This window comes from Megasphaera sp. UPII 135-E (assembly GCF_000221545.1).
Classification (GTDB): Bacteria; Bacillota; Negativicutes; order Veillonellales; family Megasphaeraceae; genus Megasphaera; species Megasphaera hutchinsoni.
Genome location: NZ_AFUG01000017.1, coordinates 1 through 20,611 on the forward strand (window position 1 = coordinate 1; position 20,611 = coordinate 20,611).

The following is a 20,611-nucleotide window of genomic DNA, read 5'->3' on the forward strand; positions in this document are numbered from 1 at the left end:
CAATGGTACTGCATACGTATAGCTTTTTTATATGTTATCACGGCGATGAAATAAAGAACTGATTTTTTCTACAACCGATTTTGTTTCCTTCGTTTCTATGGGAAAACGATATAAAGTACCTTGTTGTTCAATGAAAGAAAAGAACGAATCAATCACCTCTTCCATTTCTTCTAACGTTTCCCACGACACCTGTTCTAATAACATGATTTTTTGTTTTTCCCACTGCATTACCTGCTGTTGCAAACGTGAAAAATCATATTGGTTAATATCTTCTTGTGTATACTGAGACTGCAATATAAATAAACACTTCTGCCACCGTGATGCCGACAGAATTGGCTCTTCTGCCATCAACGTTAACAACCATTGCTCTATAATACTATCAAAAAAATAAACTAACGTAACCCACGCCGCTCGTTCATACCGACTAGCCAAAAAATCATCATGCTTGTTTCCCTTCCGCCAAGCATGATTAGCACAATCGCGATAAAAAACATAATCTTCCCACAAGATATTATACATTGATCCTTTACATATATTTATATCCCCATTTTTAAAAATAGTAATATCCAAGCTTGAACGCATCCTATACACTCCTTTAGATATATTCCGCATAGAGAAAAGACTCCTCATCAAGGAGTCTTTTCTCTATGCACTGGTACTATCATACTATCACTTGATTCACTCCATAAAACGAAGTAACTCTATTTATTCTATCAACAAACTACATTTATTTCTTCTTATGAGAAGGGTATAATCGTTCTAAAATTTTATCATAACCACCTGTCCCGTATACTAAACACCGTTTAATACGGCTAATTGTAGCCGTACTAGCCCCTGTTTGTTTTACAATATCTTCATAAATTTCGCCCTGCTTGAGCATACGTGCTACTTCTAACCTAGCAGCTATTGCCTTAATTTCTGCAATTGTACAAATATCTTCAAAAAATTCATAGCACTCTTCCATCGTTTTAAGCTTTAAAATAGCTGCAAATAGCTGATCATTAAGAGGACCTTGTAATTTTTTATTAGTGCTCATTTATCACACCTCAAGCTTTCCTATCAATTAAATTCATGCTTATTATAATGCACACCAGCATACATGTCGATATCTTTACATTGCAAATAAATCCATTTGTTCATCATCGGGAAGCCCCCCTAAACAACCCTCTTCTGCCATTAATTCGATTAACGTCGGCCCTACTTTACCCCGAACCCGCAAATCGGCTTTAGATGTAAATAAACCATGATTACGTGCTTCCACGATTTGTTCCGCCACATTTTCACCTAATCCCTCAACAGCAGTCAAAGGAGGTAAAATTTTCCCTTCACAGATGATAAAATGTTTCGCATGCGAACGCTGAATATCTACATTCAAAAAAGAGAACCCACGCAAGCTCATTTCCACGGCTAGTTCTAAGGCCGAGTACAAGTCTTGCTCTATTTTCGATGCGGCATTTCCTTTGGCGGCAATCGCTTTCATCACATGTTTTTGTGTTTCCAATCCGTGAATCATCGCCGACAACTTAAAGGCCTTTGCACGAATGGAAAAATACGCAGCATAATAAGCTAAAGGATAGTTAATCTTAAACCAAGCGATGCGGAATGCCATCATAACATACGCTACCGCATGAGCACGTGGAAAGAGATAGCCAATTTTCTTGCAAGAATCAATAAACCATGACGGGATATTCCCCTCTTTTAATTCATTTTCATAATTCGTTGTCTTTTCTCCTACTTTATTGACTTTATCAATGCCTTTTCCCTTGCGCACATTTTCCATAACTTTAAAACTCGTCTTAGGTGCAATACCATGCTGAATGAGATAGTTCATAATATCATCGCGCGTAGAAACGGCTTCTTTTAAAGGTACCGTTCCAGACGTAATCAAATCTTGAGCGTTATTTAACCATACATCTGTTCCATGCGAAAAACCAGAAATGCGCACTAATTCAGAAAATGTTTTAGGACGTGTATCAACAAGCATCTTACGTACAAAAGATGTACCAAACTCAGGAATACCTAGACTTCCCACAGGTGAACCTAATTCTTCCGCCGTTAAGCCTAAAGCATCAGGACTAGAAAACAAACTCATCGTTTTTGGATCATCAAAGGGAATATCACGTGCATTGACTCCCGTCCAATCTTCTAACAACCGAATAACCGTTGGATCATCATGTCCTAATATATCAAGCTTTACCAGTCGACCTTCAATAGAATGATAATCGAAATGAGTAGTAATAATGCCACAATCTTTTTTATTAGCTGGATATTGCACGGGCGTAAAATGATGCACATCCATATCCCGAGGAATGACCATAACGCCGCCCGGATGTTGCCCCGTCGTATTTTTAACACCCGTACATCCACTTACCAAACTATTAATGTAAGCCTCATTAACAGTAATATTTTTCGCTTCTGCCCATTTCATCACATATCCATATGCCGTTTTATCCTTGACAGCACCAATCGTGCCTGCCCTAAATACATTGTCCTTACCAAAAAGTTCTTCCGTATATTTATGAGCCTTCGGATGATATTCACCAGAAAAATTAAGATCAATATCAGGCACCTTATCTCCATCAAACCCAAGGAAAATAGCAAACGGAATATTATGCCCATCCTTATGTAAAACCGTACCACAATGCGGGCAAACCTTATCAGGTAAATCAAAACCACCTCCAACTTCGCCATGCGTAAAGAATTCACTATATTGACAATAAGGGCAAACATAATGCGGTGGCAATGGATTTACTTCCGTAATATCCGCCATCGTCGCTACAAAAGACGAACCTACAGATCCACGCGAACCAACCAAATAACCATCATCATGCGAGTGCTTAACTAATTTATGAGCAATATAATATAACACACCAAACCCATTTCCTAAAATAGACGTAAATTCTTCTTCCAAGCGAGCTGTAACAATCTCTGGCAAAGGATTTCCATAAACTTGATGAGCCTTTGTATAACACATATTTTTTAATGCATCCGATGAACCAGGAATTTTTGGAAAATACAATGTTTCCTTTGGTATCGGCCGTACAGCTTCAATCATATCGTTAATTTTGTTCGTATTAGTGATAACCACTTCTTTAGCCCGATCTTCACCTAAATACGCAAATTCTTCTAACATTTCATCGGTAGTCCGGAAATACAAATCAGGTTGATACTGTGCATCTTTAAATCCTTTTCCAGTCATTAAGATTTCTCTATAAATTTTGTCTTCAGGATTTAAAAAATGGGCATCACCAGTGGCTACGGTCAATTTTCCTAAATCATCCCCTAAGCGTAAAATCGTGCGATTAATCTGACGAAGTGCTTCCTCATCTTTCACATATCCCTCACGTAATAAAAATTCATTATTAGAAATAGGTTGAATTTCTAAATAATCATACCACGAAGCAATCTTCTTTAATTCCGCATATGGCAATTTTTTCTGCACCATAGACCGAATCAATTCCCCTGCTTCACAAGCTGTTCCCAAAATTAACCCTTCACGATACTCATTTAATACTTTTCGTGGAATACGCGGACGTCCGCGATAAATATATTTAAGATGAGAAATACTAACTATTTTATATAAATTACGGATACCAATCTGATTTTTAGCTAAAATAATGATGTGATACGATTGATCGATATGCTCATCAAATAAATATCCTTCCATACCATAAATAACTTTTACCTGATTAGATTTATCCTGCGATATTTCTTGTAATAGTGGAAAAGACTGCACAACGCCATGATCCGTCACGGCAACAGCAGGATGACGCCATTTTTTTACCGTTTTAATCAAATCTTTAACCGTAATAAGGGCATCCATATCACTCATCACTGTATGTAAATGTAATTCAACACGCGGTGTTGGATGCGTATCTTCTCGTTCTACTGCATCATCTTCAACCAGCATAATATCTTCTACATTCAAGAGATAATCCTTTTCATACTCATCATATTGCATACTGCCACTTACCAAGACATGTGCTCCCACCACAAATTGTGCCTTAAGACTATCATACATACCTTGCGTAAGCGAATTACGGCGTTTAAACTTTCCATTCGTTTGATTTGATATCTCAAAAAAACGTTTACCACTTACCCCATTGGTCTTATCCGCCATTTGAAAGGTAAGTAAAATACGCTTAGATTTAAACTCACGAAAATCGACTTTAACCACTTTTCCCTTTAGCACAACTTTATTGTCTTCTTCTCCTAACACCTCATTAATCGCAGTAGGCTCAGCCGTAATAGCTTTGCCTAACAATACATCCGAAGTATGCTGTTCATCCGCCTTTACTTGTTTCGAAGATTGTTTTACTACTTTACAAGCATTCCAATAAGCTTCATCATAAATATCTTCGTTTTCCTTATGCACCAGATCGTAATAGTCTTCATGAGGAATATCATATTCCCCTATATTAGGCGTATTATCAAACGTAGCAATGGATTGTAATTCCTCCATCCCCTCAACTGGATTATCATCAATGGAATTCCCCTCTGGCTGAGTGTGGTGTATTTCCAATTTTCCATGAATAGCTAATACCTCAGCTACACGTGCTTGAATTTCTGTTGTAGTGACAGTAGCCGTATCAGATGTTGTATACACCCAATATTCTTCTGTCGATGGATTGACACGTATTTCTTTTATTTGTATAGATTTCTTCTCGGTGCACGGCACAACGAATGTTTTTTTAGGAACAATACGCCATACTTTCATACTACACTCCTTACCTTTCTATCCCTACCCACTATCATAATATACTATGATAATTAGGCTTACATGCACTACACAACAAGGGTTCTATATCGTCAATTGATAATACCCCTTGACGAATATCAAACTGTAAATGAAACAAAAAAAGAGATAATGCTCTTAATGATGCAATCGACCAATTCTTTCCCTTTTGTTTAATATGCCATAATTCGCCTCTCATCGGTCTTCCCATATTGATTTCTTGCATAATCTCTAACAGCTGCTTTTCGCCCATCCTCATCGCTTGTAATTCCTTATAAGCAATCATTAACCGCACGGTCCTACCTAACGTTCCTAAATTTTTTATATACTGTTTACTATTAAACAAGGATGCACAAAAAGGCTGTATTTTCTCTTGCTGCTGAGCAAAAAAATAATCCATAAAAGTAAACAATTTTTTATCCATATTATCCACAAATAAATGATCGACATCCTCTTTTCGGATATCTTGATGCGGCTCGATGATAAGGCATAAACGTTCTAATTCTGAAACAATATAACGAAGAGGGAGTGTTTCCCATGTCGAAAATAATGCTTGCAAATACGTTCTCCCAGCTGGTAATAAACGATGCCCCTGTTGCTGCAGATATTGTTGTATAAACGTAAGAATATCGGATACCTCTAAGGGATTGCAACGTACAACTGAAGCAAACGGAAGTAGTGCCTTAAATAAAGGATCTTTTTCATCGACTGTTCCTTCTATATAGAATAACAAACCACTTGTTTCTGCCAATGAAGTAACTTTATCTATAAACCATTCTTCTTGAGACGTCAATTTTTTTCGCGAGGCCCCTTTGTGTTTTCCCCGTATAACACTGGGTTGTTGCCATATGACAATATCTTTTCCGCCAAACAAATCGGTTGACTCTAACATCTCAACGACTTCTTGCATCGTTGCCGCAGCGCCATAAGTGTGTACCCGTATCTCCGCTTTTAGCCGTGTCGAACAAGCTTGTAAAAAAGACTTTTTCCCCTGTTCTAATAAATATTCTTCTTGTCCCAAAACAAAGCAAATTCCTTTCATAGGGTAACTCCTTTATATCGTTGAAAATACCATTTTCCCTTATAATATGAAGCAATCAACTCACCTGTCGTAGCTGGCGAAAAGCAAGAAATTCCCTCATATGCGGCTTTTTGTAACCACGCCGTACAAGCAGGAATACCCTTAGCAGGACAATGAACAATCCACGCTCCCGCACCTATCGGGGGAATAACATTACCCGTATCAGCACGATATAATTCTACACAGGATCCTGTCGGCACCTTATACAAACCAACACCATCCCACCAGAAATAAGGAATACCTGGATTGCAAAGCATTTCACATCCTCCCTTTTTCAACTGATGGATAGATGCACCTATGTCCATATATGGTGCTAATAAGGAAGCTAACGCCGACGTTTCCCTGCCCGTAAGGGTGCATTCCTGTAAAACGAAAACGCCTTCATACCGTAACAAAGGTATTATTGTAGATACGACTTGTTCTGCCGTTTTACGACTTTCTTTATTATACCATAATCGAGCTAAATTATCTTTATCTATTACACAAATTGCCGTATCTTTGCCAACATCAAAACTATATACACGATACGTTGGCTGATACCACCACAACACCATATGCCAGAGCACACAACTCATAACCAAGGAATAAATAACGGAACGACAACGCCAAGAAGAAAAAAGTAAACACCCAATAAAAACATACCAAAGAATCACATCTGGCACCAACCAAGCACCATGCCAATAGCGACTATATGGCAGGGCCGCTAAAAAATCATTTCCCTTAATAGCAAGCAACAATAACGGCTGTGCGATAGCTAAACATACATGCATCATGCCTAAAGAAAAAAAACTTATAACAGCCGCACTCAAGCCTAATATAATTACTACATCTAGTACAGGTGCTACCAATATATTGGCTACCAACGAATAAACGGGAAATGCTTGAAATGCCTTAAATAATAAGGGCACGATAAATACATGTGCACTTACACATAGCGACGTAGTTTCACACAAAAAAGACGGTAAAAAAGAAAAAAATTCTTTCATGCGCGAATAAAAACACAAGATTCCAGCCGTAGCACCACAAGATAATTGAAATCCTAAATCAAATACAATAAACGGACTGCTTAGCGTCATGATACCCATAGCTATACCCAACGCATGCACCCCTATATATTCGCGTTTAGCTACGAGGCTATATACGTTGATTAAACTCATCAATAAAGAACGCATGACAGGAGCTACAAAACCCGATAATGCACCATAAAAAATCATGACCGTTGCAACAACAAAAAACCAAGAATACCCTTTTACACCTATCCCTCGACCAATCAATTGTAAAATCGTAAATAATAAAATCATATGTGAACCCGACACCGAAAGAATATGAATAAGACCCGTTATCGCAAAAGACTCTACTAAAGATGGGGGTAACGTTTCATATTCGCCCCCAAATAACAAGGCACTCATAATGCGTGCATCCTTAGTACCAAGGGCGGACTGAAACTTCCAATACAGCTGCTGACGTATATTCATCATACGATATCGCCAGCCCGAACGAGTTGCTACATAAAATACCTCTGTGTTTTTTTTAATATACATGGAGCCAAATATATGCTGTTCTTTATCCCTATGATAGCGATCAAAACTACCTCGATTTTGGTAATACGAAAGTGCTTGTATCTTTCCACGCACCCGCAATACATCCCCTATTTGATACTTTGGTTCTGCCGGTATGCGAAGATATATTTTCCCCTTATAAGGTGCTTGCAACGATACTATATACGTAGTCATCTCGCCCGTATTCGTTATAATCGTTCGTTTTTTCTCTTCCACCACGCCTACGACTTGTATATATTTACCGATCATATAATATGGCAGCTGTGCGTACTCACTTTCAGCAAATTGAATTCGTATTACCCCCATGCCTAAAGCAATCAACATCAAACACCCCAAAAGCTGTGCCGTTGGCAAATGTTTCCGCCCTAAAAGCAACGCCCCTAAACAGACAACTCCACCGCTCCCCCAAATAGGAAAACCATATGCAGTTCCCAAAATTCCTGCAATCATAGCTAGGGCCATACTAATGCCGACATATTTCATACTTTTATCGAATATTTAAACTCATCATATTTAGATGGTCCAATTCCCTTAACCTTACAAATGTCCTGACAAGTTGTAAAAGGGCCATTTTTATTGCGATACATGACAATCCGTTTCGCCGTGGTCGGGCCAATCCCTGATAATGTACTTAATTCTCGTTCATCGGCCTGATTAATATTCACCAATCCATCATCTTCTTGTGTATCTTTCGGCACCCCTTGACGAGTATAAGGAATATGAATATGACTTCCATCAGTAGCCGTCGCTGCCATATTTACTTTGCTAACATCCGCATAGGCCACCACATCGCCTGCAGCATGGACCACTTCCCCAATACGCACGCCTTCATCAAAACTATATAATCCCGGATGCCGAACCGCTCCCGTAATAAACACATAATGAATCCCATCTTCTGGTTTCGTCACAACAGGAACGGGTTTTGCTGTAACCTGTTGTGACATGTATATTTGCCAACTAGTCAAACCAACTACACTCATTGCAATCACACATAACCCAAGTTTCCATTTTTTCATCACATGTCCTCCTTACAGTACATACGTATCCTTGCTTTTATTGTAACCAACAACATATAGAAAGAGGCAAAACTTCATCAATTCTTCATACAACCCCAATAACAACGTTATAAAAATAAAAAACGTATCCCCAAAATATATTTTAAGGATACGTTTTTACGTTATCGTCTTTACCAATTTTTATAACTTTTCCAAAAAGACGGCATGAATAATGCTAACACCGTGAAAGACTCCAACCGTCCCATCAACATGACGATGGACACAATAACCTTACTAAATGCTGGTAAGGGTGCATACGTACACGTAGCACCAAACATACCAAACCCCGGTCCACAATTACTCAAACAAGAAACACTCACACTCATCGCCGCAAAAAGAGGCACACCATCCCATACTAATAAAAAAACACATACCACATTAATCATGACACATACGAAAAAAAATCGGGCAACGCCATGAACAATATCCGCTGATACTTCCTCATGATTAGAATATACCGTCATCACTGCACCAGGATGAATTTTTTGCCGTATCGTGTTCAGTAGCAAATGCCCTAACAACATCACACGCGTAACTTTAAAGCCACCAGCTGTTGAACCAGCACAACCGCCAATAAACATCAACAATAATAAGACCAATTTTGAAAAACTTGGCCATTGATCAAAATCCGTTGATACATAACCAGTTGAAGAAGACAATGACACCACTTGGAATAATGCTTGTCGTACCGCCGTAATCCCCGGTACATCCATAACTATCATAATATTGCCAGCAATGATAAGCGTAGCAATAGCAACCAACGCCAAATAGCATCGATATTCCGTGTTCTCCCAAGCAACACGCCACCCTCGTTTCCACATCGCAACATACATCCCAAAATTTGCACTCGAAAGCAACATAAAGACGATAAGTATCCCTTCAATATAGGGACTATGAAAATGGGCGACACTATCATTATAAGGCGAAAATCCGCCCGTAGCAATCGTAGAAAAAGCGTGATTTAAAGCGATAACTGGCGATAAACCACTGACCCAAAGTGCCAAAAACACTGCCCCCGTGAATATTGCATAAACGATAAATAACGCTTGTGCCATTTCTCTAATACGAGGCAACGAACGCGACGACGATGGTCCCGTACTTTCCGCATTGAACATATGCACCGTACCATGTCCTAATTGCGGTAAAAAAGCAATGAAAATAACAATAATTCCCAAACCGCCTAACCAATGCGTTTCACTCCGCCAAAGCAATACACTTTGAGGAATAAGTGATACATCAGAAATAACCGTTGCCCCCGTACCAGAAAAGCCAGAAATACTTTCCGTCCAACCTTCAATCACACCCAAATAATGACCTAATATATACGGCAACATACCAATTAAAGCAACTGCAACCCAACCTAAGGTGGTAATGGCAATCCCCTCACGCACACTCAACGAACGCTGAATAACCGTGCCATACAGCCGAAAACCTCTGCCGATACCAAAAGCAATAAGAATCGTCATACCAAAAGTGAACCAACAACTTTCACCATACCACAAGGCTACACCAAGTGGTAAAAAAAGCGTAATTGCTACGGCTGTCAATAAATTGCCTAATACATATATAACTACTTTACTATCCATGCCTATCTCCTACCACTGCCGCCGCAGATATTGTATTCCCGTATGTACCATGATAAAAAAGGAAAAAATTTCTATCCGGCCGATTATCATCAACAACGCACTATATACTTTTACCCACATAGGTAAAAAAACAATATCTCCATGACTAAATAGATACACAGTCGTCCCCGTACTAGAAAGAGCACCAATCGATAACCCCATGGCGGTTAAAGGAGATATACCACCTAAAGAAATAACCAATGCCGAAACGAAAAAAACCGCTACAAACAAGAAAAAATACGTCAATATACGACTCATAATTTGTATTTCCACGGGCATTTTATTGACCGATATATGCAATACCATGCGAGGATGTAAAGTACGCTTCATTTCTTGAATTGCTACCTTTATGAGAATAATACAACGTATAATCCGCAAACCACCTGTAACCGATCCCATACCGCCACCAATAAATGCACTAATAAACAAGATAAACACGGCCATATCTGGCCACTTTGCTACATCCGTAAGCACATAACCACTCGTTGATAAAAACGACAATGTATGAAATAATCCATATTCTATAGCCTCTATCATCGAATAAGAACATATGCGATACAAGACGACAGCAATACCTAAACCACCGCAAAGGATTAGTCCCATAAACACACGCCATTCAATATCACAAAACATATCTTTAAGGCGTTCATATCTCATTTCTTTACTAAAAAGCAAAAAATTTCCTGCCCCCAATAACATCCCTATACTCGTCACGCCAAGCACACCAGGCATATGTGCATATGTACCTAGCGTCTGATAACCACCACCCATGGAAACTGTCAATAACGCCTGAACTAGTGCATCCTGTAGCGGCATATGACAAAGCACATAACCACTTATGATGAGTAACGTAAAACAAACATAAAGAAAACCCAATCGCTTTGCCCGCCCATCCAGCTGATGAAACAAGGGACTAAAATGAATACGTTGACGAGCTGACAAAAATAATCCGAAACAGCCACTTACCTGAGGCATAATCGTTGCCAGCAAGAGTATAAAATGCAATCCACCTAGCCAGGTTAATACACCTCGCCATATGCCAAGCACAGCTATCTGCTGAATATACACAGGATGTAAGACGATACCCGTTGTTGTACATGCCGAAGCACTTTCAAAAAACGCATCGCCCACACTGTACTGCCCTGTCAAAAAAAAGGGAATCATGCCTAACACCGTCATCACCATCCAGATCACGCCCATATACCAAGCACTTTCACGGACACTACATTGTTTATTATGATGGCGACCATAATATATACAGCCTACACTTAAAACCAATGCGGCAAAAAAAGAAGGCAAAAATAACCCCTCCGTACCAACGAAAAAGGAAATCCCAACGGGAAACAAAAAAACAATCCCATCAATACATAACATCCGTCCTAATAAAAAGAAAAACAATCGATTGTTCATCTTAATTCCTACCTTTAAAATACGTCATGACCTTTTGCGAATGTGCCATTTCCATCATAAGAATCGCCCGATCCCCTTCCATAAGTGTCGACGCACCATTAGGAATATACGTTTTGCCGTCACGTACATACGCACATACCAAACATTCTTTTGGCAAGTTAATATCCATTAATCGCTTATTCACGACGGGAGCCCCCTGACGAACCTGCACTTCTACGGCTTCCGCCTTAGCGCCTTCTAACAAAGACACCGAAATAACACCGCCTTGCCGTGCTATCGCTAAAACTTCACTTGCCGACAACAACCGCGTTGAAAGCACCACATCTACCCCTACTTTTTCCATCAAATCAGCATATTCCATACGTGATACGCGCACAATCGTTTTTTTTGCACCTAAATGTTTTGCAATCAATGCTAACATTAAATTCAACCGATCATCATCAGTTACGCAAACAACCGCATCAGCCACAGCAATTCCCTCTTGTTCTAACAGATCGATATCCGTCCCATCTCCACAAATAGCCATGCCATTACGTAAATGTTCCGCTACAAGCAAACTTCGTTCCTTATCCTTATCAATAATCTTTACATCCACATCCTGTTGATCGAGTAACGGTGCTAAAAAACGACCAGTCCGCCCAGCCCCGATAATCATGACTCGTTTAATCCGTGTTACATCATGCTTGAGCCACTCCTTACTAAACGCCTCTATCCCCTTCGGTTCCCCAATAAAATACGCATTATCATCAGGCATTAATTGATCATCACCATGGGGAATAATCATTTTCTTGTTTCTAAAAATCATGCTAACCAATATATTCTTTGGAATAGCCAAATCCTTAAAAGGAATTCCAATCAGTGCCGACTTAGAAGACATCTTCGTTTCTAGCATGCGCACCTTGCCATTGGCAAAATCTTCTACATTAAGTGCGGCTGGCGTCATCAAAATGCGATTAATTTCCTTGGCCGTAATAAATTCAGGATTTAACAAACGATCAATATCAAAATTTTCTTTTAAATACTCTCGTGCCTCCGACATAAATTCCATATCACGAATACGAGCAGCCGTATACTTCACCCCGTGCTTTTTAGCTAAAATACAAGCAACCATGTTTACTTCATCAACAGCCGTAGCCGCAATCAGCATATCGGCGCCACGAATATCTGGATCATTCATCGTCAACGGACTCGAACCATTAGCCGCAATCGTCAACACATCCAAATTATTTTTTATCACTTCCAATCGTTCTTCGTCATGATCGACAACAACGACATCAAAATCTTCATTAGATAAAAGCTCGGCAATCGTATATCCTAACTTACCTGCCCCAATAATAACTATACGCAAACTGCTCACCTCAATACATCCTATACCGAATATAAACCCTTTCTCTGGCTACTATCATACGCTTTTTACCAATGTAAAAGCAAGTAAAAACAGTTCCCCTTGCCATCACAATACAATATAGCTATACACCCCGCATATCAGGTGGCCAAATATACTTATGCATCTGCAATTGTAACCGCCATGACGTCAATGAATACCGCTCCATATATGTTACAATATCACGTGGTGCTAACGTTTCAAACACAGCCCCAACATAAATAGCACATGTAGGTTGCACCTCTTCACACAATATACGTGCTACCTCTAAATCTTGATATGACCCAACTACAAATTTTAACACATCTTGCGATCGCAGATGCCGAAAATTAGGTGCATACATTTTTTCTTCCATTTGCGAAAACGGACCTTTGTAATCAATAGTAAACCAAACATGTGGATATACCATATAAGGTAAAATATCGACACTTCCATTTGTTTCAATATTAACATCCTGTGCCGAAAGTGCTTGCAATAAACCATGAATCGGTTGTAATAATGGCTCACCACCAGTCAGCGTAACATTCCGATAACGGACAGCCGCTACAATATCTTCAACGTCCATCAACCGCCCTTCAGCAAAAGCATAGGTTGTATCACAATAAATACAACGCAAATTACACCCACATAATCGAATAAAAGAGGCGAGCTCACCAGCTCGCCTACCTTCACCATCAATACTATGAAAAATTTCATTAATATACAACTTATTTTTCATAGATAGCCACATTCCCTTCGCTTTCTTGTATTTCCACTTTTACACAATAAGGCACCGTATCGCAAATCCATTTAGCCAAATTTTCTGCCGTAGGATTAAAGGGAAACAATTCATTCAAATATTGATGATCCAATTTACCATGCACCAATTCTTTAATTTGCTTAAAATCAACGATCATACCCTGTTCATTTAATTCAGCCGCTTGACAAGTAACATAAATAATCCAATTATGGCCATGTAAATGACGACATTTACTCTCATAATCTAAATGCAACTGATGTGCAGCAGATATTTCCAGTCGCTTTCTAACCGTAAACATACACGTATTGCCCCCTACTCTTCAATAGCCGTATCCAAGGCAATGTGAATCATATTATTAAATGAAAGCTGTCGTTCTTCGGGAGTGCAAGCTTCTTTAGTAATCAACTGATCGCTAACCGTAAATAATCCCAACGCAGCAACGCCATACTTAGCGGCCAACACATATAACCCAGCTGTTTCCATTTCTACCGCAAGGATACCGTAAGCAGACAATTTATCGTTATCAATTTCATCATCATAAAAGCGATCAACTGAAATAACATTTCCTACCCGTACAGGAATATGTGCCGCTATGGCGTTATCATACGCCTTCCGTAGCAACTCAAAATTAGCAATCGGAGCAAACTGAATAGATGGACCAAAAATATTGCGAATAATCCCCGAATCGGTAGTCGCTGCTTGGGCTATCACCACATCACGCAAAGGAATATCCTTTTGCATTCCCCCACACGTGCCTACGCGAATTAACCGTTTTGCCCCATATTCACGAATTAATTCCTGCACATAAATAGAAATAGAAGGAATACCCATTCCCGTTCCCTGTACAGAAATTCGCTTACCTTTATATGTACCCGTAAACCCTAACATATTACGTATATCCGTATAACATATAACATCCTTTAAAAAGGTTTCTGCAATATACTTAGCACGTAAAGGATCCCCTGGTAATAATACCGTTTCAGCAATTTGTCCCGTTGTCGCTGCAATATGTAAACTCATATCTAACCTCCTTGAGAATATCCATCACCATTTTCTGTATATGAAGTATTATAACACATTTTTTCTACAACGATAGTTATTCCCGTAAATTAATCTAGCAACATGAGAAATTGTCCTGTCCAATACCCATATCTACAAAACATGTGTTATAATACTGATACAAATAACCTAACTATACTTAGTAAAAGGAGACTTAATCATGGGCATAAAAAAATTAGCAACCTTTGAGTTTGCTGGATATCCGCAGTGGGGCGTTCTCACTGAAGACGAAACCGGCATTTATAGTGCCTTTTCCTTAGAAGAAGCATTTTTCATTCCCCTTCCAGAAACACTATTAGAATTTGTACGTTTAGGTAACGACGGACTATTAGCACTAGCCAGTGCATGGGAACAAAACGAAACAACAAAAGCCGTTTCACCTATTGCCTTAGACACAGTACAAATACTAGCCCCCTTTCCTGAAGTAGAAAGAAACATCTTCTGTGTAGGAAAAAATTATAGTGACCACATTGACGAATTAAAAGACCTGGCACCCCAGCTAGCACCACAGCCAACCCATCCTGTAATTTTTACCAAAGCGGCCACCTCCGTAATTGGCACAAACGAAGTCATTCAATCCCATAAAGGAATTACAAAAGAACTCGATTACGAGGGGGAACTGGCCGTCATCATTGGCAAAACAGGCATCGACATCAGCGAAGCCGAAGCAATGAACTATGTATACGGTTTTACCATCCTCAACGACATTACTGCACGCGATTTACAACGCAATCACGAACAATGGTTTCTCGGCAAAAGCCTGCAAACCTTCTGTCCCATGGGGCCCTACCTCCTCTTGCGTGATGCTGCACCTTCCTCCTTTACCATTACCACTGAAGTAAACGGACAACTACGGCAAGATGCCTCAACGGCAGAATGCATATTCTCTATTGCCCACTTAATTCATACCCTATCGCAAGGCATGCCCTTGATGGCCGGAGATGTACTCGCAACAGGCACCCCTTCAGGTGTTGGCATGGGCTTTAACCCACCACGCTATCTGAAAACACACGATACGGTAAGCATCAACATATCCGCTATCGGTACCTTAACCAACACCATCGAATAAATAAAAAGCAAAAATAGAATGACACACAGACCTACCTAGTGCAACTACACATGGTAGGTCTTTTGCCGTACTCTATTCGCTTTGTTACCTAGTAAAAAGACTGTGCTTATATCACTGCTATCATTTGCTAAATCAAGTACACATGTATCTATTTATTTTCACAACTCCTATATAATCTAAATGCGGTTTGAACCGCGTTTAGATCTTTTCAAACCATGTCCACATACCTCATATGAATATATGTTTATAAGCCCAAAATTAACATCATTTTCTATTATTAACAAAAAATGTTTTTTCTATTAATTTATTATTTTCCTACTTTTTTCATCGTATGTTGAACATACATATAACATCCCCCTGTAAAGAAACAAGCAATGATCCAACATAACGGACTGGCCATACAAATTCCCCAATACCCCCAAATAGTGGCTAACCCAAAGGCCGCACCTCCGCGAACAAATAATTCTAATAGACTACTAACGAGAGGTACGCTAGATATGCCCATCCCTTGTAAAGCATTGCGATAAACAAAAATTTGTCCCAAAAAGATATAACAAGGAACGGATGTATAAACATATAGCATAGCTTGTTTCATCAATAAAGGATCATAAGTCGTCGTAAACAAACGAACTACATCATGCCCTAATAAAAACATGCTCACAGCGGCAATCACACAAAATCCAAACGATAAAAGCGAACATTGATGAACGCCTTGACGTATACGTTCATATTTGCCTGCACCGTAATTCTGTGCCGTATATACAGCCATTGATATACCAAATGAAATCATCGGTTGCATGGCTAGTTGTTCCATCCGTGTAGCTGAAACAAAGCCAGCAATCGTTTCTGGTCCAAACGTATTACAAACAGATTGCACAGCTAAAATACCCAAACTAATAATGACAAATTGCAACGCCATAGGTATACCTAGACGCAAGTGTTGCCAAGCAAAATAGGTATCCCACTGCCAATCAGATACATGAAAGCGAAGTAAGGGAAAGCGTTTATACATATAGCCAAAACAAGCTGCTGTGGCAATAAGTTGTGAAATAACCAAGGCGATCGCCGAACCTGCTACGCCCCAACCAAATTGAATGATAAACAATAAGGCTAGAATAATATTAATGACCGATGAGAGAATTAAAAAATATAAAGGAGTCTTGCTATCGCCTAAGGCTCGACAAACATTCGATAACAAGTTATATAGCATCATTGCAATTAGACCATAGACAATAATAATAATATAGTGATAGGAATTATCATATAATTGGGGGGAAATGTTCATAAAATGCATTACATAGGGCATACTCCAAACCATACCTATCGTAAGAATAATACTGAAAATAATGGATAACAGTAAGGACATAGCAAAACTACGCCGTACGCCATTGTGATCACCTGCCCCAAAATGCTGCCCCGTAATGACTGTAAACCCTGCCGATAAGCCTACCGTGATACCGAGCAGTGCCATAAAAACTGGACCAGTTGCACCTACGGCAGCTAAGGCTTCTACACCGATTGTCCGACCAACGATAATGACATCAGCAATATTATAAAATTGTTGAAATAAATTTCCTATTAATAAGGGAATCATAAACGCAAGCATTAGGCGTAAAGGATTCCCCGATGTCATACTTTTTACCATACATACTCCTTTCCTATCCCCTCTATTTGGATAGCAGTACTATTATATCACAAATATTCCTTTTCCATCGCTCCACAAGAAGAAGAAAAGAAATGAATTATCCTTAGATAATTCATTTCTTTTCTTATACTATCTATATACGAATCTTTATTCGTTGCACAATGATAAATAATAAAGGAATGAAAAAGATCCCTAATATTGTCGCCATGGATGTACCACAAACGACAGTAATCCCCATAGTAATACGTGAAGAAGCACCAGCTCCCGATGCCACGATCAATGGGATAGCCCCAAAGATAAAAGCAAGAGACGTCATGACAATAGGTCGAATACGGATCTTTGCCGCCTCAATCACGGCCGACACGATATCCATCCCTCTTTCTTCTACCCGTACTTTTGCGTATTCAATAATTAAGATAGCATTTTTTGCGGACAACCCAATCACCGCTAAAATACCAATTTGGAAATAAATATTATTTTGCAAATGCAATACATACGCAAACAGAGATGCACCAAATAACCCCGTTGGCACGCTAAGCAAGACGGCAAACGGTACCTTAAAGCTTTCGTATAATGCCGCTAAAATGAGGAACACAAAAAGTAGTGCTAGAGCAAAAATATATATAGTCTTGTTCCCTGCTTCTACTTCTTCCCGACTCATACCACTCCATTCATACGCATAACCTTCACCCAAGGTTTGTTGTGCAACCTCACGCAAAGCTTGTAACGCATCGCCTGAACTATATCCTTTAGCTGGCATTCCCTGCAATTTAATCGCTGGATAATTATTAAAACGAGTGATAATGGAAGCAGATCCCATAGGAGAAGGTGTAACAAAATGTTGTATAGGCACCATATTTCCCTGTTTATCGCGTACGAAGATATGCGACAGATCCGTAATTTGACCTCGATAATCCGAAGCAGCTTGAACGAACACCTTAAAGTTACGCCCAAACATCATAAAATCATTTACTTGATAGGAACCATAAAAAATTTGCAGTGTCTGATATAATTCTTTAAGATTTACCCCTTCACGGGCAATCTTTTGCCGATCAAGCATTAATTCATACCCCGGTGTGTCACTTGTAAAGGCGGTAAAAATTGCCGCTATTTCCGGTCGTTCCTTTGCCTTTTCAAGAAATTGTTGCGCTGTCTGTCCTAATTCAGCAATAGTATGACCGCCACGGTTTTCAATTTGTAATGAAAAACCCGAAGACGTTCCCATGCCATCAATCGGAGGCGGATTCATTGCCAACACAGTCGCTTCTGGAACAGCCATGCCTTGTTTCATTATCTTACCCACAAGCATATATGAAGATAATTCCAAACCAGGCCGTTGTTTCCAATCATCCATACCAATAAAGGAAGTCATCCCATTCGCCTTAGGGCCACCCGCCAAGACACTAAACCCTACTACATTAAGCATATTAGCCACGCCTGGCTGCTGTTGTACCCATTTACTAAAGGCAGAGCCCACTTTTTGGGTTTCTTCTTGCGACATTCCCTCTGGCAATGTCATATTTAAAATAACAAACCCATTATCCTCGGGTGGAACAAATCCCTTGGGCAACGATATAAACAACATCGCTGTCAATCCGCTAATCACAACTAAGACTACCAGACTTAAACGCAAGTGATTTTTTATCTGTGCTAACCGCTTTCCATACGCATTTATAAGACGTTCTACTCTATCATTAAACCATATAAAAAAACGTACCCCCACATGCGGTGTTGAACGTTTTTCATGTGGTCGTAACAATAATGGACAAAGTGCCGGTGTTAATGTCAACGCCACCCAAGCTGAAATACCTACAGATACGGCAATTGTCAAGGCAAATTGTCGATATAATACACCACTCATACCGCCTAAAAATGCAACTGGTACAAAGACGGCTGCTAGTACACAAGCTACACCAATAACAGGTTTTTGTACATTTTCCATCGCTATATACGTAGCCTCTCGCGGTGTTCGATTATGATACTTCATTTCATAGACCACCGCTTCAATCACGACAATCGCATCATCTACCAACAAACCAATCGCTAAGACCATAGCAAATAACGTAAGCGTATTAATGGAAAACCCCAATACGGTAAAACAAGCAAACGTCCCTAATAACGAAACGGGAACAGCAATTAGCGGGATCAATGTAGACCGTGCATTTTGCAAAAATAAAAAGACAATCAAAGCGACCAACAACAATGCTTCAACAAATGTTTTAAGTACTTCTTCAATAGATGCTTTCACAAAGACAGTACTATCATAAATAATTTTATAATTCATATCATCAGGAAAGCGAGCTTGTTCTTTTTCTAATACTTTTTTGATTTCCCCTACAGTCTGCATAGCATTAGCGTCAGATGTAAGCGAAACCATGAATCCCATCGCGGGATGTCCGTTGACATTACTTTCCATCGAATAATCTTGTGCACCTAATTGCACGCTGGCAATATCCCCTACATAAATAGGTGAACCGTCAGGGTTGGTTTTGATAACAACATGCTTAAATTCATCCACCGATTGCAAGCGGCCATTCGCTCGTAAGGGATATTGATAAATACCATCGACTTGTCCTGGCTGAGCACCCACCATACCCACAGCAGCTTGTGCGTTTTGTGTGCGTAAAGCATTCACTACTTCCATGGGAGTAACTTTAAAAATACCCATTTTCATTGGATTGAGCCAAATCCGCATAGCATAATCCGAACCAAATTCTTGTACATTCCCTACACCAGGAATTGATTTTATCGTATCTAAAAAATACTGCGACGCGTAATTTTTCATAAAAATAGGATCATATGTTCCATGCGGCGATACTAAAGCAAACACCATCGCCATTGAAGTTGTCGATTTTTGTACCGAAATACCAGCCTGTGCTACTTCTTGCGGTAACAAGGGAGCAATTTGCTGAATGCGATTTTGCATATTAATAACATCCATATCCACATTACTGCCTGGCTCAAATTGTGCCTGCAACGAATATAGTCCCATGTCATTGCCCATACTTTCGATACTAACCAAATGGTCAATACCACTTAACTGCTTTTCAAGTACACTAGCAACGGTTGCATTAATAACTTCCGCATTTGCCCCCATATACCGTGTAAATACACGTACTTGTGGAGGCGTTACATTCGGATACTTAGCAACGGGCAAAGTACCCAAAGCAATTAAACCCAAAATAGAAATAATGAGGGATATAACGATAGCAAAAATAGGTCTACGTATAAAAAATTTAGATATCACGTA

At 39.5% G+C, this 20,611-nt stretch carries 15 protein-coding genes; 1 reads left to right on the forward strand and 14 read right to left on the reverse strand.

Going from position 1 to position 20,611, the window contains the following annotated elements; genetic code table 11:
* Positions 1 to 27: 27 nt before the first annotated feature.
* The 12 genes from HMPREF1040_RS02805 to deoD all read right to left on the reverse strand — a co-directional run bounded on the left by HMPREF1040_RS02805 (position 28) and on the right by deoD (position 14,608).
* Positions 28 to 582: a hypothetical protein gene (locus HMPREF1040_RS02805; RefSeq protein WP_007392417.1), complete on the reverse strand. Its 555-nt coding sequence runs from the start codon at positions 580 to 582 to the stop codon at positions 28 to 30.
* Between the two features lie 145 nt (positions 583 to 727).
* Positions 728 to 1,036, reverse strand: coding sequence for a YerC/YecD family TrpR-related protein (locus HMPREF1040_RS02810; RefSeq protein WP_007392409.1), 309 nt, complete (start codon positions 1,034 to 1,036; stop codon positions 728 to 730).
* Between the two features lie 75 nt (positions 1,037 to 1,111).
* Positions 1,112 to 4,717 (reverse strand): PolC-type DNA polymerase III, encoded by a 3,606-nt coding sequence (locus tag HMPREF1040_RS02815; protein WP_007392414.1) that lies wholly within the window; start codon positions 4,715 to 4,717, stop codon positions 1,112 to 1,114.
* Between the two features lie 34 nt (positions 4,718 to 4,751).
* Positions 4,752 to 5,777 (reverse strand): DNA polymerase III subunit delta, encoded by a 1,026-nt coding sequence (gene holA / locus HMPREF1040_RS02820; protein ID WP_007392425.1) that lies wholly within the window; start codon positions 5,775 to 5,777, stop codon positions 4,752 to 4,754.
* Positions 5,774 to 7,858: a ComEC/Rec2 family competence protein gene (locus tag HMPREF1040_RS02825; RefSeq protein WP_007392421.1), complete on the reverse strand. Its 2,085-nt coding sequence runs from the start codon at positions 7,856 to 7,858 to the stop codon at positions 5,774 to 5,776. The genes holA and HMPREF1040_RS02825 overlap by 4 nt, the downstream gene beginning before the upstream one ends.
* Positions 7,855 to 8,391, reverse strand: coding sequence for a helix-hairpin-helix domain-containing protein (locus HMPREF1040_RS02830; protein ID WP_007392406.1), 537 nt, complete (start codon positions 8,389 to 8,391; stop codon positions 7,855 to 7,857). Before HMPREF1040_RS02830 ends, HMPREF1040_RS02825 begins: the two co-directional genes overlap by 4 nt.
* A 170-nt stretch (positions 8,392 to 8,561) precedes the next feature.
* Positions 8,562 to 10,016, reverse strand: coding sequence for a TrkH family potassium uptake protein (locus tag HMPREF1040_RS02835; protein ID WP_007392412.1), 1,455 nt, complete (start codon positions 10,014 to 10,016; stop codon positions 8,562 to 8,564).
* Positions 10,017 to 10,025: 9 nt separating this feature from the next.
* Positions 10,026 to 11,465, reverse strand: a complete 1,440-nt coding sequence (locus tag HMPREF1040_RS02840; RefSeq protein ID WP_007392413.1) for a potassium transporter TrkG — start codon at positions 11,463 to 11,465, stop codon at positions 10,026 to 10,028.
* 1 nt (position 11,466) lies between these two features.
* Complete coding sequence (gene trkA / locus HMPREF1040_RS02845) at positions 11,467 to 12,822, reverse strand: Trk system potassium transporter TrkA (RefSeq protein WP_007392408.1); 1,356 nt, start codon at positions 12,820 to 12,822, stop codon at positions 11,467 to 11,469.
* Positions 12,823 to 12,934: 112 nt separating this feature from the next.
* Positions 12,935 to 13,567: a radical SAM protein gene (locus HMPREF1040_RS02850; protein WP_007392419.1), complete on the reverse strand. Its 633-nt coding sequence runs from the start codon at positions 13,565 to 13,567 to the stop codon at positions 12,935 to 12,937.
* Positions 13,557 to 13,886 carry a 6-carboxytetrahydropterin synthase QueD gene (queD, locus tag HMPREF1040_RS02855; RefSeq protein WP_007392424.1) on the reverse strand — a complete coding sequence of 110 codons (330 nt, stop codon included), beginning with the start codon at positions 13,884 to 13,886 and terminating at the stop codon, positions 13,557 to 13,559. The genes HMPREF1040_RS02850 and queD overlap by 11 nt, the downstream gene beginning before the upstream one ends.
* Before the next feature lie 14 nt (positions 13,887 to 13,900).
* Positions 13,901 to 14,608, reverse strand: a complete 708-nt coding sequence (gene deoD / locus HMPREF1040_RS02860; RefSeq protein WP_007392423.1) for a purine-nucleoside phosphorylase — start codon at positions 14,606 to 14,608, stop codon at positions 13,901 to 13,903.
* A gap of 199 nt (positions 14,609 to 14,807) precedes the next feature.
* Between deoD and HMPREF1040_RS02865 the strand changes: the two genes are divergently transcribed.
* Positions 14,808 to 15,716, forward strand: a complete 909-nt coding sequence (locus HMPREF1040_RS02865; RefSeq protein ID WP_007392405.1) for a fumarylacetoacetate hydrolase family protein — start codon at positions 14,808 to 14,810, stop codon at positions 15,714 to 15,716.
* 307 nt (positions 15,717 to 16,023) lie between these two features.
* On the opposite strand, the gene HMPREF1040_RS02870 is transcribed toward HMPREF1040_RS02865, so the two are convergent.
* Both HMPREF1040_RS02870 and HMPREF1040_RS02875 read right to left on the reverse strand, forming a co-directional pair.
* Entirely contained in the window at positions 16,024 to 17,361 is a 1,338-nt protein-coding gene (locus HMPREF1040_RS02870) for an MATE family efflux transporter (RefSeq protein WP_007392420.1), read from the reverse strand.
* Between the two features lie 133 nt (positions 17,362 to 17,494).
* Complete coding sequence (locus HMPREF1040_RS02875; RefSeq protein WP_007392422.1) at positions 17,495 to 20,608, reverse strand: efflux RND transporter permease subunit; 3,114 nt, start codon at positions 20,606 to 20,608, stop codon at positions 17,495 to 17,497.
* Positions 20,609 to 20,611 lie beyond the last annotated feature (3 nt).

Excerpts from the sequence above, each read along its gene's own strand:
- HMPREF1040_RS02805 (WP_007392417.1), bottom strand. The coding sequence starts at position 582 with ATGCGTTCAAGCTTGGATATTACTATTTTTAAAAATGGGGATATAAAT.
- HMPREF1040_RS02810 (WP_007392409.1), bottom strand. The coding sequence starts at position 1,036 with ATGAGCACTAATAAAAAATTACAAGGTCCTCTTAATGATCAGCTATTT.
- HMPREF1040_RS02815 (WP_007392414.1), bottom strand. The coding sequence starts at position 4,717 with ATGAAAGTATGGCGTATTGTTCCTAAAAAAACATTCGTTGTGCCGTGC.
- holA (WP_007392425.1), bottom strand. The coding sequence starts at position 5,777 with ATGAAAGGAATTTGCTTTGTTTTGGGACAAGAAGAATATTTATTAGAA.
- HMPREF1040_RS02825 (WP_007392421.1), bottom strand. The coding sequence starts at position 7,858 with ATGAAATATGTCGGCATTAGTATGGCCCTAGCTATGATTGCAGGAATT.
- HMPREF1040_RS02830 (WP_007392406.1), bottom strand. The coding sequence starts at position 8,391 with ATGAAAAAATGGAAACTTGGGTTATGTGTGATTGCAATGAGTGTAGTT.
- HMPREF1040_RS02835 (WP_007392412.1), bottom strand. The coding sequence starts at position 10,016 with ATGGATAGTAAAGTAGTTATATATGTATTAGGCAATTTATTGACAGCC.
- HMPREF1040_RS02840 (WP_007392413.1), bottom strand. The coding sequence starts at position 11,465 with ATGAACAATCGATTGTTTTTCTTTTTATTAGGACGGATGTTATGTATT.
- HMPREF1040_RS02850 (WP_007392419.1), bottom strand. The coding sequence starts at position 13,567 with ATGAAAAATAAGTTGTATATTAATGAAATTTTTCATAGTATTGATGGT.
- queD (WP_007392424.1), bottom strand. The coding sequence starts at position 13,886 with ATGTTTACGGTTAGAAAGCGACTGGAAATATCTGCTGCACATCAGTTG.
- deoD (WP_007392423.1), bottom strand. The coding sequence starts at position 14,608 with ATGAGTTTACATATTGCAGCGACAACGGGACAAATTGCTGAAACGGTA.
- HMPREF1040_RS02865 (WP_007392405.1), top strand. The coding sequence starts at position 14,808 with ATGGGCATAAAAAAATTAGCAACCTTTGAGTTTGCTGGATATCCGCAG.
- HMPREF1040_RS02870 (WP_007392420.1), bottom strand. The coding sequence starts at position 17,361 with ATGGTAAAAAGTATGACATCGGGGAATCCTTTACGCCTAATGCTTGCG.